Below are 16,241 nucleotides of genomic sequence, written 5' to 3' on the forward strand. Positions count from 1 at the left end.
TTCAGTCCCTTCCATGCCGAACGGCCGCGGCCACCGCATCCAGCAGGCTTGCCCGGTCATAGCGCCAGATCGATCCGCCCTCGCCCTCGCCCGCCTCCGCCGCGGCGCGCAGCCGGATGCACGGTTCGGGCGAACCGACGCCGCCGATCACGACGTCCGCCGCTTCACCATCTTCCGCCTGACCGAACAGAACCCGATAGCCGGCTGCCGCCAGAACGGGTTCGAGGAACTGACGCGACCAGGGATCCCGATCATCCGCGATACGGCAGGTCGGCACGCGCCGCGGCCGCGCCTTCGCCCGGCTGGCAAACAGCCAGTGGGCATCGAGCAGCTCGACCTGTTCGCTCTCCAGCAGGATGATGCCCGCGATCGGCCCGGGCACCGGAACGGCGGTGAACTCGTTCGGCAGCTCGACCACGTCGATCACCGAATCGATGGCATAGGATATGCGGCTGTGCCCGTCGCCCAGTTGAAGGATGCGCAGGCGGCCCTCGGCCGGCAGCGGGCCGCCGGCGACAAGCGGCGCGATCACGCCCTGATGCGCGAGGTTGAGCTGCCCCGCCGTCTCGGCGACCTGCGCGCGGCCGACATCCTCGATCCGCTCGACCAGACCCAGCCGCACGCCGCGCTTCACGCCATCCAGATCGCGGAACAGCAAGGTCGGAACGCGCGCCGCCTCGATTTCGTGGACGACAGCATCGTCCGCTTTCTCCTCGCCGCCACCCTTCACGTTCGCGGCGGCAGCCAGCCCGGCCACGTCGAACAGCAGGATCGGCCGGCTATTGTCCGGCAGGGTGGTGCCCGCGTAGATGCCCGTCGCCATGATCGCCGGCGCCGCCGGCTTCACCACCAGTTCCTCATGATCGAGCACCGCGTCCACCAGCAGCGCGAAAGGCTCCCCCGCGCCCGATCGCAGCACCACCAGCACCGGCCGCCGCCCCGGGGGAGCACCACGCTCGTTGCCGAGGAACTCGCCAAGATCGATCACCGGCAGCGTCCGCCCGCGAATATGGGCGACCAGACCACCGCCCAGCAGCTGGAGCTTCACGTCGCCACGGCCGGCACGCACGATCTCCTCGATCGCCGAACGCGGCACCGCGAAATTATGCTCGCCCGATCCGATGATGAGCGCGGGAATGATCGTCAGCGTCAGGGGCAGGCGCAGCGTCAGGCGCGTGCCGTTACCCGGCCGGCTGTCGATATCGATCATGCCGCCGATCCGCTCGATATTCGCGCGCACCACGTCCATGCCCACGCCGCGCCCCGAAATGTCGGTCACGCTCTTGGCCGTGGAAAGGCCCGGCAGAAAGACGAGCGCCAGTTTGCGCTGCCACGTCATGCCCGCCACCTGCTCCTGCGTCACGAGCCCCGCGGCCATTGCCTTGGCGACGAGCCGGTCGGCATCGATGCCGCGCCCGTCGTCGATCGCATCGATCAGGATCTGGTTGCCCGATTGGCGCGCGGAAATGCGCAGCCGGCCGGCAGCCGCCTTGCCCGCCGCCATGCGATCCTCCGGCGTCTCAATGCCGTGATCGATCGAGTTGCGCACGATATGGGTCAGGGGATCGCGGATCATTTCGATCATCTCGCGATCCAGCTCGACGTCGCTGCCATCGATATCCAGTTGCACGGCCCGCCCGAGCTGCGACGATAGATCGCGCACCATGCGCGGCAATACGGAGAAGAGGCCGTCTATCCGCGCCATGCGCGTGCGCGTCACGGCATCGCGCACTTCCGCCACGCATTGCGAGAGCCGCTCGAACGCGACATCCGCGACCGTGCCGGTTTCGGCCAGCCGCAGCGCGCGCGACAGTTCGTTGCGGGCGAGCACCATGTCGGAGACGCCCGCCATCATCCTGTCGAGCAGATCGACGGGAAGCCGGATGCTGCGCGATGCGGTTCGCGGCGCGCTGGTCGCCACCGGCTGCGCCGCGACGATTTCGCTCTCGGGCTCGTCGCCCGGTTGTAGCGCCGCGATCAGCAGACCGTCCGTTCCATCCGGCAGGGTTTCACCGCTCTCCAGCGCGTCGGTCAGTTCGCCGATCCGGTCGATGATCGCCAGCACGGCGCTGACGAGCGAGGCATCGGGGCTGCGCGTGCCCGCGCGCACCTCGGCCAGCACGTCTTCAGCCGCGTGGCTGAGCCGCGCCAGACGCGGCAGATCGAGGAATCCGCAGCTGCCCTTTACCGTATGGACGAAGCGGAAGATCGCATCGAGGCGCGTGCGATCACCGGGATCCGCCTCCCACGCGACCAGTTCGCCCGCGATCGCATCCAGCGTTTCGCGCGTCTCCGCAATGAAATCGGTAAGTAGATCGTCCATCGCCCGGCCCTGCGCGCGCCTCGGAGGCGCCGGCCGGTTCTTGGCAGAGGATGGTAAAAAGAGGCTTAAGCGCTCGCGCTTCCGGCCGCCGTCACCCCGAAAAGCAGGACGCCTTCCTGCTCGGACAGACGAACCGCCCTGCCCTCCCGTGTGGCCAGCTCCCGGATCAGCAGCGCGCCCGCCGTGCGCGAGGACATGTGATCGGCGGGATCGGCGCCGTTGAGCAGCGCACGCAATTCCGCATCCAGCACGAGCCGGGTGCCCTCCGCGCGCACGACCACCTCGTCCGCCTCGACGCCCACATCCAGCCGCCCGCCCCGCACCAGCGAATCCAGCGCGATCAGGGCCAGATTGAGCAGGATGCGCGTGGTGCCGCGCGAAAGCTGCGGCTGATCCACCAGCCAGCCCAGCACGACCCGCCTGTTGCCGCGCACCACGCCTTCCAGCGCCGTCCTGGCTTCGGCCGCATCGATCTGATCGCCATATCCGCCGGCCGCGCCGAAGGCGAGGCGGAAGAATTTGAGCTTGTCGGTGGAGGCACGCGCGCTATCCGCCAGCAATTCCATATATTGCGCGCGCAGATCCGGATCATTCTCGTCCTGCAACAGCTCCAGGCCGTTGTTGAGCGCCCCCACGGGGCTCAGCAGATCGTGGCACAGGCGCGAGCAGAGCAGGCTCGCAAAATCGATCGACAGATCCGGCATTATCGTTTGGCCCTGATCGCGAGGCGGAAAGCGCGGCTTCTGGCCGCTGATGCGCCGGAGCGCAACCGTGCCGTCAGCGGATCGCGATCGAAACCGGCGTAAATCCCGTCGCCCCGGCCCGCCACAGCATCGCCTCGCCGCCTCCCAGGATCAGCCACAGGCGGCCCGGCTGCGCAGCGGCCGCATCCCGCGCGGAAGGATGCGCCGAACCGGACGGGTGGGAATGATAATGGCCGATCAGGCGGGGGCCGCCGGCACGCTCCGCCCGATGCGCCGCGATCAGCGCCGCGGGATCGATCTCGAATTCGTCCTCGCTATGGGGTGCCACGTTGATCGTGGCGATCGCCGCGTCGATCCGCTCGGCCGATCCGAACAGCAGCCCGCAAATCTCCCGTTCGGGAGAGGCGGCAGCCTCGCCCAGCAGGCTGGCCAGACAATCGCGCGCGATGGAAACGGTCACATCGCCCTCGCTAGTTCCGGCGTCGCGGCCTGTCGAGGCGGCACGCGTCGCCCGCGCGATCGCCTTGAAAATCGGCGCATGCGCACCATATCGCGAAGTCCAATGGACGCGGGGGTGTCGGTCAGACAGGCGATTGTGCCCGATGAGGCTGCCGGATGGCGCCTCGATCGGACGTTGGCGACGCTCGTCCCCACGCTATCGCGCGAACGCCTGAAATCGCTCATCTCCGCTGGCAGTGTCACGCGCGGCGAGCAGGCGGTGCGCGATCCCGCGATCAAGGTGAAGGCCGGCGACTCCTACGTCGTCTCCATTCCGGATCCGAAGCCGACGCACAACGAAGCGCAGGATATCCCGCTCGTCATCGCCTTCGAGGATGAGCATCTGATCGTCGTCGACAAGCCGGCGGGCCTCGTCGTCCATCCGGCGTGCGGCAATCTGGATGGCACGCTGGTCAACGCGCTCCTCCATCATTGCCGGGGCTCGCTCTCGGGCATAGGCGGGGTCGAGCGGCCGGGCATCGTCCACCGGATCGACAAGGACACGTCCGGGCTGATGGTGGCCGCCAAGACGGACCGCGCCCATGCCGGCCTCGCCGCGCAGTTCGCGAAACATTCGATCGACCGGCGCTATCGCGCGATCGTTTCCGGGCGCCCCCGCCCGATCGACGGCACGGTGGATGCGCCGCTCGGCCGCAGCCCGGCCAATCGCAAGAAGATGGCGGTCGTGCCCGGCGGCAAACGCGCCGTGACCCATTACCGGACGATCGAGACGCTGATCGGCGCGACGCTCGTGGAATGCCGGCTGGAAACCGGGCGGACCCATCAGGTGCGTGTTCACATGGCATCGATCGGCCATCCCTTGTTAGGGGATCCCTTTTATGGCCGTCCCAGTAAGGAACAGCGAAGGTTACTCGATGGTTTGGGCTTTCACAGGCAGGCGCTGCACGCGGCGCACCTGGGTTTCATCCATCCCGTGACAAGCGCAGCTTTGTCGTTCGAAAGTAGGATTCCCGCAGATATGCAGGAACTATTCAGCCGACTTCTGCTAGTATGACAATTGACGGTGGGAGGCCGGCAGCCTTCCGCCGGGGCGAACAGCCCAGGGAGAAAGTACGACCATGGCCATCAAGTCCTCCACCCCCGCGACCATTCCGGCGCTCGGCGGCGAGGCCGGTCTCAATCGGTATCTGTCGGAGATCCGGAAGTTTCCGCTCCTCCAGCCGGAGGAGGAATATATGCTCGCCAAGCGCTTTCAGGAGCATGGCGATACGGATGCGGCCGCGCGCCTCGTCACCAGCCACCTGCGTCTCGTCGCGAAGATCGCGATGGGCTATCGCGGCTATGGCCTGCCGACGGCGGAGCTGATCTCCGAAGGCAATATCGGCCTGATGCAGGGCGTGAAGAAGTTCGAGCCGGATCGCGGCTTCCGCCTCGCCACTTATGCGATGTGGTGGATCCGCGCCTCGATCCAGGAATATATCCTGCGATCGTGGAGCCTCGTGAAGATGGGCACCACCGCTGCGCAGAAGAAGCTGTTCTTCAACCTGCGCCGGATGAAGAGCCAGATCGACGCGTTCGAGGAAGGCGATCTCAGTCCCGAGAACGTCACCAAGATCGCCACCGATCTGGGCGTGAGCGAGGAAGAGGTTCACTCGATGAACCGCCGCATGTCGATGGGCGGCGATACGTCGCTCAACGTCTCCATGCGGGAGGATGGCGAGGGTCAGTGGCAGGATTGGCTGGTCGATACCGATCCGTTGCAGGACGAGCGGCTGGCGGACGCGCAGGAAAAGGATGTCCGCCACGATATGCTGACGGAAGCGATGGACAGCCTCAATGATCGTGAGAAGCACATCCTCGCCGAACGCCGCCTGTCCGACGATCCCAAGACGCTCGAGGAACTGAGCCAGGTCTATGGCGTCAGCCGCGAGCGCGTCCGCCAGATCGAGGTGCGCGCCTTCGACAAGCTGCAGAAGGCAATGATGCGCCTTGCCGGCGAAAAGCGCCTGCTGCCGGCGCTGGCCTGAAGACGGCCCCGTCCTCCCGCGCGATCGGGAGGACGGGGTTCGCCCTACCCTTCGAACGCCTCGATGATCGGGCACGCCCCCCTCTTAGAGGAACCGCACTGATCCGCCAGCCGCGCCAGCGCCGTGCGCGCTTCGGTCAGCAGCGCGATCTTCTCGTCCAGTTCGGCGATCCGGTCGAGCGTCAGCGCGCGGGCCTTCGCCCGGTCCTGCCCGGCGTCCAGCGCCAGCAATTCCCCGATCGTCTCCAGCGTGAAGCCGGCGGCCTGGGCCGATCGGATGAAACGCAACCGTCGCGCATCCGCTTCGCCATAGCGCCTGATCCCGCCGCCCAGCGCGCGCTCCCCGCTCTTTTCCGGCACGCGCATCAATCCGCGCCGCTGGTAGAAGCGGATCGTCTCCACCCCCACCCCGCCTTCCTGCGCGAGTGCGCCGATCGTCAGATCCGACATGCTTGACTCCGTACCATGGTACAGCCCCTATATCGGCGTCGATCGAAGGCACGACAAGGCGATATGGATATGGCGAGCGCGGCGCGGAAACAGGCGGTCATCTATCGGATGACGATCGGCAAATCGATGTGCCCGCACGGCCGCAAGGCGCTTCACCTGCTCAGGAGCAGCGGCTTCGAGGTCGAGGATCATCGCCTGCTCACGCGCGAGGAGACGGATGCCTTCAAGGCCGCGCACGATGTGAAATCCACGCCGCAGATCTTCATCGATGGCCAGCGCATCGGCGGGAATGATGATCTGCGCCGCCATCTCGGAAAATCGGTCCGCGATCCCAAGGCGATCACTTACCGGCCCGTCATCGCCGTCTTCGCCGTCACCGCGCCGATGGCGCTCGCCGCCAGCTATGGCGCGTTCGGCGCGATCGTGCCGATGATCGCCTTCCAGTGGTTCATCGCCTTCAGCATGTGCGTGCTCGCCATCCTGAAGCTGCGCGATATCGAGAGCTTCTCGGGCATGTTCCTGGGCTATGATCTGCTGGCCCGGCGCTGGGTGCCCTATGCCTATATCTATCCTTTCGCCGAGGCGGGCGCCGGCATCCTGATGATCGCGCGCGCCTTCGACTGGATCTCCATCCCGATCGCCCTGTTCATCGGCACGATCGGCGCGATCTCGGTCATCAAGGCCGTCTATGTCGACAAGCGCTCGCTCAAATGCGCCTGTGTCGGCGGCGACAGCAATGTGCCGCTCGGTTTCCTCTCGCTAACCGAGAATGTGATGATGGTGCTGATGGCGATCGTGATGCTCGTCGCCTGAGGGGGCGTTCGAAAAAAGGGGCAGAAAAGCGCATTCCAGCGCGATAGCTGCCCTGTTCCGCTTGCGCCCCGTCTATACTAGACGGGCCACATGGCCCGCAGCACGACGCGAACCACGTCCCGATCCCCGAGCACCCGCTCCCTGCCCCGCCGGCTCTTTCGCTGGCTGGTCCGCGCGATCCTGATCTTCGTGGTCGGATCGGTCCTGTGGGTGCTGCTCTACCGCTTCGTGCCGCCGCCGATCACGCTGACGATGATCGGCGATCTGGCCGGCGGCCGATCGATCACCAAGGAATGGATGCCGCTCTCGCGCATGGATCCGGATATGGCGCGCGCCGCCATCTCCGCCGAGGATGGCAATTTCTGTCGCCATCACGGCTTCGATTTCACCGCGATCCGCAAGGCCTATTCCGGCAACGAGGCGGGCAGGCGCTATCGCGGCGGCTCCACCATCAGCCAGCAGACCGCCAAGAACGCCTTCCTCTGGCAGGGCCGTTCGTGGCTGCGCAAGGGGCTGGAAGTGTGGTTCACCGGCCTGATCGAGCTTCTGTGGGGAAAGAAGCGAATCATGGAAGTGTATCTTAACATCGCGGAAACCGGCATCGCCACATATGGCGCCAATGCGGGGGCGATGCGCTATTTCCATCATGATGCCAGCCGGCTCACGCCGACGGAGGCGGCACGCATCGCCGCGATCCTGCCGCTGCCCAAGAAGCGCGACGCGATCGATCCGCACGGCTTCGTGCGCCGCTATGGCGATCGCATCGCCCGCCGGCTCGGGCCGATGCAGCGCGGCGGCTATACGGCATGCCTGAGCTGATGGGGGATCGCATCGGCATCGTCGTGATCGGCCGCAACGAGGGCGAGCGCCTGAAAGCCTGCCTGCGTTCGGTGATCGATGCGGGGCCGGTCGTCTATGTCGATTCGGGCTCCACGGATGGCAGCCAGGATTTCGCCCGTTCGCTCGGCGTCGAGGTGATCGGGCTCGCCGTTCCGCCGAATTTCACCGCCGCCCGCGCCCGCAATACCGGGCTGGATCGGCTGACGGCCCTGCATCCGGATATCACCCTCGCCCAGATGGTGGATGGCGATTGCGAGGTGCGCCCCGGCTGGATCGATGCCGCTAGGGCCGCGCTGGAAGCAGATCCGGGCCTCGCGCTCGTCTTCGGCCGGCGGCGCGAGCGTTTTCCCGATCGCTCCATCTACAATGCGCTGTGTGATGACGAATGGAATATCCCGGTCGGTGAGGCCGCCGGCTGCGGCGGGGATGCCCTGATCCGCCTCGCCGCGCTGCGCGACGTGGACGGCTATGACGCGTCGATGATCGCCGGCGAGGATAGCGAGATGTCGATGCGCATGCGCAAGAAGGGCTGGCGCCTCGCCCGGATCGACGCGGAGATGACATGGCATGATGCCGCGCTGCTGCGGTTCGGCCAGTGGTGGCGCCGCAGCCGCCGCGCCGGGCACGGCTTCGCCGAAATGGCCTGGCGCCATCCGGATGCGCGCTGGCCGAACTGGCCGCGCACCTGCCGCTCCATCCTGATCTGGGGCGCGGCCATTCCTGCCTTGGCGATCGCGGCCGCGCTGCTCGCCATCGTGACGACGCCGCTGCTGCTGATCGTGACGCTGGCGCTGATCGCCCTCTATCCCTTCAAGATGGCGCGCATAGCCGCCGGCAAGCGCGCCCAGGGGCTTTCGCCCGCTGCCGCGCGCGGCATCGGCACGCTGCTCATGCTCGGCAAATTTCCCGAATTGCTCGGCCTGATCGGCTATCATCGCGATCGGCTGCGGGGGCGCGCCTCGCGGATCATCGAATATAAGGGCGCGGCATGAGCGATCGTCCCGGCCTTTTCGCCCAGATCCGCGAGGATTGGATCGCGCATGGACGCGACTGGACGCGGCCGGGCTTCCGCGCCGTCGCCATCCAGCGTTTCGGCGTGTGGCGGATGACCGTCTCGCCCAAGCTCCTGCGCGCGCCGCTCAGCATCCTCTATCGGATGATGTTCCGCCGCGTACGCAACAATTACGGGATCGAACTGCCTTATTCGGTATCGCTCGGCCGGCGCGTGATCGTGGAGCATCAGGGCGGCATCGTCGTCCACGGCAACACCGTGATCGGCGACGATTGCATCATCCGGCAGAATTGCACGCTCGGCCTGCGCCGGCTGGATGCGCTGGACGATGCCCCGATCCTGGGGAACAGGGTGGATCTTGGCGCGGGCTCGGTCGTGCTCGGCAAGGTCCGGCTCGGGGACGGCGCCAAGGTGGGAGCGAATGCGGTGGTGCTGACGGACGTGCCGCCGGGCGCGCTGGCGATCGGCGTACCGGCGCGCATCCGCGTGGCCGGTCAGGCAAACAAGGGGGAAGCCATATGAGCGAAACGCGCGTCGGCCTGCTGGGCGCCGGCTATATCCTGAAGGCGCATGCCCGCGCCGTGCAGGCGGCTCCCGGCGCGGTGCTGCACGCGGTCTGCGATCTGGCGGTTGGCCGGGCGAAGGCGGCGGCGGCCGAATATGGCATTCCCAACGTCTTCGGATCGATCGAGGAACTGGCGGCCTCCGATGTCGAGGCCGTCCATATCCTGCTCCCCCCGCATCTTCACGTCGCCGCCGCGACCACGCTGATCGAGGCGGGCAAGCACGTCTTCCTCGAAAAGCCGATGGGCCCCGGCGCTGCGGAATGCCGCGCGCTCTGCGATCTGGCCGAAGCCAGGGGCCGCGTGCTGGGCGTCAATCACAATTTCCTGTTCACGCCGGCCTATCAGGCGATCCGCGACGGCAGGGCTTCGGGCACGCTCGGCGCGATCGATCACCTCGCCGTCAACTGGCTCTATGCGCTGCCGATTCTCCAGTTCGGCCCGTTCAACAGCTGGATGGTGACGCGGCCCGGCAATCTGGTGCTGGAGCTGGGATCGCATCTCGGCTCCTTCGCGCTCGATCTGCTGGGCGATATCGAGATCCGGGCCGCCGTGGCCGATAATCCGATCGATCTTCCCGGGGATCAGCGCGTGTGGCGCCGCTGGAACGCGATCGGCACGGGTGGCGGCGCATCGCTCAATTTCAACCTGTCCGTTTCGCCCGGCCAGACGGATCGCAGCATCTCGGTGCGTGCCAGCGGTGCGGTCGCCCATCTCGATTTCGAGCGCGGCACGTCGTGGCAGACGGCGCAATCCAGCGACAATCCGATCTTCGACAATTTCAACGCGTCGAAATCGGCCGCGCTGGCGATGGGCCGTGAAACGGTCACGAGCTTCGGCCGCTATCTCGGCCGCGCGCTGCGCAAGCAGGCCGCCGCCAACCCGTTCGAGGAAAGCATCGCGCTCAGCGTCGCCACTTTCTATGCCGGGCTCGGTGGAACGCTCGATCCGCGCCTGGAAGGCCGCTTCGGCGCGAAGGTGATCCAGCTGTGCGAGGATATCATCGCAGCCTCGGGCATCGAGAATGGCGCCGCCTCCGCGAGTACGGCCCCCGCCCCCGTCGCGGAGCCGACCAAACCCACCGTGCTCGTCGTCGGCGGCACCGGCTTCATCGGGCGTGGCCTCGTCCGCCGGCTGGCGGCGCGTGGTGTTGGCGTACGCGTCCTCACGCGCAGCCTGGCTTCCGCGCGGATCGATCTCGCCGGCGTCGATGTCGAGCTGATGCAGGGCTCGCATAGCGATCCGGCGACGCTGGAGCGCGCGCTGGACGGGATCGAGACCGTCTATCATCTCGCCAAGGCGGAGGGGCAACGCTGGCAGGATTATGTGTCGGGCGATATCGAGCCGACCCGCCGCCTCGCCGAAGCCGCCGTGAAGCATGGCGTGAAGCGCTTCATCTATACCGGAACGATCGACAGCTATGCCTCGGGCGATCCGAAGGCGACCATCACGGGCGATACGCCGGTGGATCCCAAGATCGACAAGCGCAATCTCTATGCCCGGTCCAAGGCGGCGTGCGAGGCTCTGCTGAAGGATATCGCGCGGCGGGACGGTCTGGCGCTCGTCATCTTCCGCCCCGGCGTCGTCATCGGCGAAGGCAGCCCGCCGGCGCATCTCGGCGTTGGCAAGTTCGTGTCGAACACGCAGATCGATTATTGGGGCGATGGCACAAATATGGTGCCCTTCGTGTTGGTCGATGACGTGAATGACGCGCTCGACAAGGCGCTGGATGCGCCGGGCATCGACGGCCAGACCTTCCTGCTCACCGATGAGCCGTTGCTGACGGCACAGGATTATGTCGCCGCGATCGAGGCCCGCGTGGGCGGCCGGATCGCCGCGAAGGCCAAGCCGATCTGGCGCTACTGGATCGCCGACGCGATCAAGGAAGGTGCCAAGAATCTGGTGCGCCATCCCAATCGCCGCGCTTCCGCCTATCGCGACTGGGACAGCAAATCGCACCGCGCCCGCTATGATTCCGCCAAGACGCGGGAAATGCTCGGCTGGCAGCCGGCCGGCACGCGCGAGGCCCTGATCGAGCGCGGCGTGAACGCCTCGGTCGATCGCTTCATGCGCTGATCGCCATGGCGGGCACACGCCGGATCGCGACCGTCATGGTCAATTACCGGACGCCCGCGCTGGCGCTGGAGGCATTGCGCGCCCTCGGCGGCGAGCGCGCCGCCGAACCGGGCCTGCGCGCGATCCTCGTTGATGGTGGATCGGGTGACGGTTCGGCGGAGAAGCTCGCCGAGGGAATCCGCGATCCCGCGCTGGCCGATTGGGTGGAATTGCTGCCGCTCGCCATGAATGGCGGCTTCGGCTGGGCGAACAACCAGGCGATCCTCCGGCTGCTCCAGGGCGATGATCCGCCCGATTATATCCACCTGCTCAATCCCGATACCGCGATCGAGCCGGGTGGCCTTTCCACCCTTGCCGCCGTGCTGGATTCCCATCCCCGCTGCGCCGCGGTGGGCAGCCTGCTGCTGGAGCCGGATGGCTCGGCCGCCGGCTCCGCCTTCGCCTTTCCCAATGCCCGGCGCGAAATCGTGCGCGGCGCGCGCATGGGGCTGATCCAGCGCCTGTTCGCGCCCGAACGGCTCGTTTCCTTCGGGGAGGAAGCGGGCGAGGTGGAATGGGCCACAGGCGCGAGCGTCCTGTTCCGCAGCAGCGCACTGCGCGAGGTGGGGCTCTTCGATACCGGCTTCTTCCTCTATTTCGAGGAAACCGAACTGATGTGGCGCCTGCGCGCCGCCGGCTGGTCGATCCGGCACGAGCCGGCCAGCCGCGTTCCGCATGTCGGGGGGGCCGCCACCGGGGTGAATGGCACCCGCCGCACGGCGCTGCGCCCGCCACTGCCGCGTTACTGGTATGCCTCGCGCCGCCGCTTCTTCGCGCTCACGGGATCGCGGACCGGCGCGATCGGCGCGTCGCTCGCCTGGCTGTCCGGCTATGCCCTGCTCATGGCGCGCAAGCTGTTCGGCGGCGCCCGCCAGCATGCGATCGTCGAGCGGGAGGCGCGCGCCCTGCTCGCTTATGGCCTCGCCCCCGATGCGCGCGATCGCACGCCGGCCATCACGCGCTGGACGGACGCGCCCGGCGCCCCTCCCGCCTGGATGGCCTGAGCCGAGCCCTTATTTCGCGGGCGGCGTGCCCGGCGAAGGCGTGCTGGCGGGCGCCGTAGCGGATTGGGAGCGCTGCGGCACGGTGAAGCGCCCGGTCACGCGGCCGCCCTTCCCGGCCGATGCCGCTCCGCCCACCGCGCTGCCGTCCACCGTGGAACGGCCGCTGTTGAGATCGATAACAAGCCGCGCGCCGTTCACGGTATTGCCCCCGCGAATCAGCGATACGCCGCCGATCAGCGTGATGATGCGCCGATTGAGATCGTAGATGCCGAACGATCCCTTGGCCCGCTCGCTGGGCGAAACCACCGTTACGCCGCCCGATGCATCGATGCGCTGGATCTGCGGCTCCGCATTCGGGCCGACGCCACGCGAATAGGCGACCGTCATCCGCGCCGCATCCATCGTCATATTGCCCTGCACCGCATGGACATTGCCAACGAAGATCGCGCGATCGGCCCGGTCCTGCACCTCGATCCGGTCTGACGTCACATCCACCGGCGCATTGCTGTCATGCCCGCGCAGCACGGACAGGCCGCCATTGTTCTGCGCGGCCTGGGCCGAGGCGGCCGTCGCCAGCAGCGACGCGCCCACGAGTAGGAAACCCCTGATCATCGCGCGGCTCTGGCCTGCCGCTGGACGATATGCAAGCGGGCGTGCCCCACAAGATCCACCACCTTGGTCTCAAGGTTGGCGCGCATCTGATCCGCCGCGAAGGTGCCGAGCGGCATCGTTCCGTCCACGGGGCCACGGCTCTTGAGCAGGCGCGTCTTCAGATCCACCAGCACATCGCGCGTGTCGACCCGATAGCCGCCACCGCCCTCGTAGCGCACGGGGCCGTCCACGGCGATGCGATCGCTGTTCATGTCATAGCGCCCGCGCGGCGCGCGCACGTCCGCCGGGCCATCCGCCATCGCGATGCGCGCATGCAGCGTCTGCAACCGCAATATCGGGTCACGCGAGGTCTGCTGAACAGCGGACGCCGCCGTCAGGATGAAGGGCTGGTTCTTGCCGTCGCGTCCGCGATACACGGCGTGGCTCACGCGCATCCGTTCCGGCGCGACATCGACGCCCTTCTTGGAGAGGACGAAGCTGATGTCCGCGCCAACGGTAAGCGGGGCAAGTGCCAGGAAGGCGGCGATGATCCCCACCGCAGCCGGCAACGCGACGCGCAGGACCGCCATCTTGATGTCGTGGCGGCCGCCCGCCATCGCCCAGGCGCGGCGCTGGCTTCTGCGTTCGCTGGCGAGGACGGACACGTCCGGGCTCACATGTGGGCGAAGATGTCGATCTCCGGCCAGCCGGCAAGATCGAGTTCGGCGCGCGCCGGCAGGAAATCGAAGCAGGCCTGCGCCAGCCCCGCGCGCCCCTCACGCGCCAGCCGCTCGTCAAGCTTCTCGCGCAGCTGGTGGAGATAGCGAACGTCTGACGCGGCATATTCCCGCTGTGCCTCGCTCAGTTCGGGCGCGCCCCAGTCGGACGATTGCTGCTGCTTCGAAATTTCCTGGCCGAGTATCTCCCGCACCAGTTCTTTCAGGCCATGCCGGTCGGTATAGGTGCGGATCAGGCGTGATGCGATCTTGGTGCAATAGACGGGCGCCGCGACGACGCCCAGATAGTGGCGAATCGCCGCCAGATCGAAGCGCGCGAAATGATAGAGTTTCAGCCTGTTGGGGTCCGCCAGCACCGCGCGGAGGTTCGGTGCGGCATAATTGCTGCCCGGCGCGAAGCGCACGAGATGCTCGTCTCCGCCCCCGTCCGAGATCTGAACGACGCACAGGCGATCGCGCGGCGTGAGCAATCCCATCGTCTCGGTATCGACGGCGACGGGTCCCTCGGCCAGCACGCCGGCCGGCAGATCTTCTTCATGAAAATGAACAGTCATAGAGGGCCTTTAGAGCGTGATCGTCCTGCGTGGAAGCGCCCGCGCACTTTCTGCGGATGCGAAAAAGCGCGCGCCCGAACCCGCCTGTCCGGCACGCCGGCACCTCCGTTCAGCCCACCGGAGGAGCGATCGACCGTGTTGTTTACAGCACGGCCTGAACGGCAAGTGAAGCACCGTTCACCATCATGGCGGGAAAAAGGCGGAATTCGCTCGCCGGGCTCGCGGATTTGTTGTAGGCTAGTGTTTGCTTAGGCATAGTATATGCTGACCAGCCTGGCGCGACTTCGCCCGTCGCGTTCGGTTCGACGCTCGGGGCGACTGATTTGGAAAGATTCTTGCGGCATGGGTTTTGATAGAGGGCGGCGCGGCCAGCGCGGTGGCAGGGACAAGCGCGACGGCTTTGGCGAGGACAGCTTCGGCGGCTCCGATTTCGGCGGTGGCTATGGCGGCGGCGGCGGTGGCTACGGCGGCGCGGGCCGCGGTGGCTATGGCGGCGGCGGTGATCGCTTCGGTGGCGGCGGCGGCTTCGGCGGCGGTGATCGCTTCGGTGGTGGCGGCGGCTTCGGCGGCGGCGGCGGTGGTTTCCGTGGCGGCGGCGGTGGTGGCTTCGGCGGCGGCCGTGGCGGCGGCGGCGGCGGCATGCCCGCCCAGGTGATCGGCGAAGGCAAGGGCACCGTTAAGTTCTTTAACGGCCAGAAGGGCTTCGGCTTCATCGTGCGCGATGATGGCGGTGAAGACGTGTTCGTTCACATTTCGGCGGTTGAGCAGGCCGGCCTCACCGGCCTGGCCGATGGCCAGACGCTGGAATTCACGCTCGTCGATCGCGGTGGCCGCGTTTCCGCAACCAACCTCAAGCTCGTCGGCGATATCCTGCCGGTCGGCGAAGGCCGTGCTCCGGCGGCTGCCAGCGGCGCCGCCGGCGGTCCGCAGCGCCAGCTGACGGGCGAAAAGGCCAGCGGCACGGTCAAGTTCTTCAACGCGATGAAGGGCTTCGGCTTCATCCAGCGCGATGATGGCCAGCCGGACGCGTTCGTCCACATCTCGGCCGTCGAGCGCGCCGGCATGACGACGCTGAACGAGGGCGATCGCCTCCAGTTCGAACTGGAAGTCGATCGTCGCGGCAAATATGCGGCGGTGAACCTCGTCCCCGGCGAATAATCGCCGGATCGAACTCACGCCCACATGATCGGGCCCGGCCGGCGGATGCGCTGGCCGGGCCTTTTCTTTTGGCGGCGATGCGATCGCTGGCAGACGTCGACAGAAGGGAAGAAACAGTATCGGCTTCCGGCAGAAACGGCCGCACCCGCCGGCCCGTTCGCGAAGAGCAGGAAAGCAGGAGAAGCCCTCCTCCACCAGAATATCCCGTCGCCGGACAGGCCGGTTCCGGGATCCTCCCTCGCTTTCCTCTTTAGCCCACCCAAGAAAGCCTCTCTTCGGCGGCTCGCACGTCACACCTATCTTCCTCTCATGATCGTTGCGTCCGCGCGACGTCCCCGGAGATTTGAAGATGCGCATGATCCTTTCCGCCGTTGTCGCCGCGGCGCTCGCCAGCGCCGGCGCGGCCGCCGTTCCCGCCCCGCGCGTGAAGGCGCAGAGCTTCGAGCAGCTCGCCAAGCCCCTGCCCCTGCCCTACAGCCAGACCGCGCCGGCCATGGCCGCCGTCGACAAGGCCCGCGCGCGCGCGAAGGCATCGGGCAAGCTGCTGCTGATCGATCTCGGCGGCAATTGGTGCCTGGATTGCCGGATCCTTGCCGGCACGATGGAATTGCCCGAGGTCGAGGGTTGGCTGAAGAAGCATTATGAGCTCGTCTCGGTCGATGTCGGTCGCTTCGACAAGAATCTCGACGTGCCCGCGCGCTATGGCTTCAAGGATCGTCTGGCCGGCGTCCCCGCCCTCCTCGTCGTCGATCCGAAGAGCGATCGCCTGATCAACACTGGCAAGACGACCGCCCTGTCCGATGCGCGCAGCATGAACCCACAAGGGCTTGCCGATTATCTCGCGCAATTCGCGCGCTGATCGGCACGCCTCTCCGCCTCTCCTGTTTCCGTA

The 16,241-nt window shown here is 67.1% G+C and carries 17 protein-coding genes; 10 read left to right on the forward strand and 7 right to left on the reverse strand.

What is annotated here, in order from left to right; genetic code table 11:
• Position 1 precedes the first annotated feature (1 nt).
• The 3 genes from DI605_RS15800 to DI605_RS15810 form a co-directional block, all read right to left on the reverse strand.
• Positions 2-2,323 (reverse strand): chemotaxis protein CheW, encoded by a 2,322-nt coding sequence (locus DI605_RS15800; RefSeq protein WP_293975806.1) that lies wholly within the window; start codon positions 2,321-2,323, stop codon positions 2-4.
• 65 nt (positions 2,324-2,388) lie between these two features.
• Entirely contained in the window at positions 2,389-3,027 is a 639-nt protein-coding gene (locus DI605_RS15805) for a histidine phosphotransferase family protein (protein WP_293975808.1), read from the reverse strand.
• Positions 3,028-3,100: 73 nt separating this feature from the next.
• On the reverse strand, positions 3,101-3,487 hold the full coding sequence (locus DI605_RS15810; protein ID WP_293975810.1) for a M67 family metallopeptidase: 387 nt from the start codon (positions 3,485-3,487) through the stop codon (positions 3,101-3,103).
• A 102-nt stretch (positions 3,488-3,589) separates the two neighbouring features.
• On the opposite strand from DI605_RS15810, the gene DI605_RS15815 reads away from it, so the two are divergent.
• Positions 3,590-4,540, forward strand: a complete 951-nt coding sequence (locus tag DI605_RS15815; protein ID WP_293975812.1) for an RluA family pseudouridine synthase — start codon at positions 3,590-3,592, stop codon at positions 4,538-4,540.
• A 64-nt stretch (positions 4,541-4,604) separates the two neighbouring features.
• The gene (rpoH, locus tag DI605_RS15820; protein ID WP_293975814.1) at positions 4,605-5,513 is read left to right on the forward strand and encodes an RNA polymerase sigma factor RpoH; all 909 of its coding nucleotides are present in this window, start codon (positions 4,605-4,607) and stop codon (positions 5,511-5,513) included.
• A 44-nt stretch (positions 5,514-5,557) separates the two neighbouring features.
• Here rpoH and DI605_RS15825 read toward each other — a convergent pair whose 3' ends face one another.
• Complete coding sequence (locus DI605_RS15825; protein ID WP_293975816.1) at positions 5,558-5,962, reverse strand: MerR family DNA-binding protein; 405 nt, start codon at positions 5,960-5,962, stop codon at positions 5,558-5,560.
• Between the two features lie 69 nt (positions 5,963-6,031).
• Between DI605_RS15825 and DI605_RS15830 the strand changes: the two genes are divergently transcribed.
• The 6 genes from DI605_RS15830 to DI605_RS15855 all read left to right on the forward strand — a co-directional run bounded on the left by DI605_RS15830 (position 6,032) and on the right by DI605_RS15855 (position 12,309).
• Positions 6,032-6,775 carry a glutaredoxin gene (locus DI605_RS15830; RefSeq protein WP_293975818.1) on the forward strand — a complete coding sequence of 248 codons (744 nt, stop codon included), beginning with the start codon at positions 6,032-6,034 and terminating at the stop codon, positions 6,773-6,775.
• Between the two features lie 90 nt (positions 6,776-6,865).
• Entirely contained in the window at positions 6,866-7,594 is a 729-nt protein-coding gene (gene mtgA / locus DI605_RS15835) for a monofunctional biosynthetic peptidoglycan transglycosylase (RefSeq protein WP_293975820.1), read from the forward strand.
• Complete coding sequence (locus DI605_RS15840) at positions 7,582-8,607, forward strand: glycosyltransferase family 2 protein (RefSeq protein ID WP_293975822.1); 1,026 nt, start codon at positions 7,582-7,584, stop codon at positions 8,605-8,607. Before mtgA ends, DI605_RS15840 begins: the two co-directional genes overlap by 13 nt.
• Entirely contained in the window at positions 8,604-9,149 is a 546-nt protein-coding gene (locus DI605_RS15845; protein ID WP_293975824.1) for a serine acetyltransferase, read from the forward strand. Before DI605_RS15840 ends, DI605_RS15845 begins: the two co-directional genes overlap by 4 nt.
• Entirely contained in the window at positions 9,146-11,266 is a 2,121-nt protein-coding gene (locus DI605_RS15850; RefSeq protein ID WP_293975826.1) for an NAD-dependent epimerase/dehydratase family protein, read from the forward strand. The genes DI605_RS15845 and DI605_RS15850 overlap by 4 nt, the downstream gene beginning before the upstream one ends.
• A gap of 5 nt (positions 11,267-11,271) precedes the next feature.
• Positions 11,272-12,309 carry a glycosyltransferase family 2 protein gene (locus DI605_RS15855; protein WP_293975828.1) on the forward strand — a complete coding sequence of 346 codons (1,038 nt, stop codon included), beginning with the start codon at positions 11,272-11,274 and terminating at the stop codon, positions 12,307-12,309.
• Between the two features lie 9 nt (positions 12,310-12,318).
• Here the strand turns inward: DI605_RS15855 and DI605_RS15860 are convergent, their stop codons facing one another.
• The 3 genes from DI605_RS15860 to DI605_RS15870 are packed head-to-tail and all read right to left on the reverse strand — an operon-like array spanning position 12,319 to position 14,191.
• Positions 12,319-12,921 carry an LptA/OstA family protein gene (locus tag DI605_RS15860; protein WP_293975830.1) on the reverse strand — a complete coding sequence of 201 codons (603 nt, stop codon included), beginning with the start codon at positions 12,919-12,921 and terminating at the stop codon, positions 12,319-12,321.
• Entirely contained in the window at positions 12,918-13,565 is a 648-nt protein-coding gene (lptC, locus tag DI605_RS15865) for an LPS export ABC transporter periplasmic protein LptC (protein ID WP_293975832.1), read from the reverse strand. Before lptC ends, DI605_RS15860 begins: the two co-directional genes overlap by 4 nt.
• Positions 13,566-13,573: 8 nt before the next feature.
• Positions 13,574-14,191, reverse strand: coding sequence for a ribonuclease D (locus DI605_RS15870; protein ID WP_293975834.1), 618 nt, complete (start codon positions 14,189-14,191; stop codon positions 13,574-13,576).
• A gap of 342 nt (positions 14,192-14,533) precedes the next feature.
• Here DI605_RS15870 and DI605_RS15875 point away from each other — a divergent pair, with 342 nt between their 5' ends.
• Together DI605_RS15875 and DI605_RS15880 are read left to right on the forward strand one after the other, a co-directional pair.
• Positions 14,534-15,349: a cold-shock protein gene (locus DI605_RS15875; protein WP_293975836.1), complete on the forward strand. Its 816-nt coding sequence runs from the start codon at positions 14,534-14,536 to the stop codon at positions 15,347-15,349.
• Positions 15,350-15,698: 349 nt separating this feature from the next.
• Entirely contained in the window at positions 15,699-16,208 is a 510-nt protein-coding gene (locus DI605_RS15880) for a thioredoxin family protein (RefSeq protein ID WP_293975838.1), read from the forward strand.
• Positions 16,209-16,241 lie beyond the last annotated feature (33 nt).

Origin of the sequence: Sphingomonas sp. (assembly GCF_003248515.1) — a bacterium.
In the GTDB taxonomy this organism is placed as follows: domain Bacteria; phylum Pseudomonadota; class Alphaproteobacteria; order Sphingomonadales; family Sphingomonadaceae; genus Sphingomonas_I.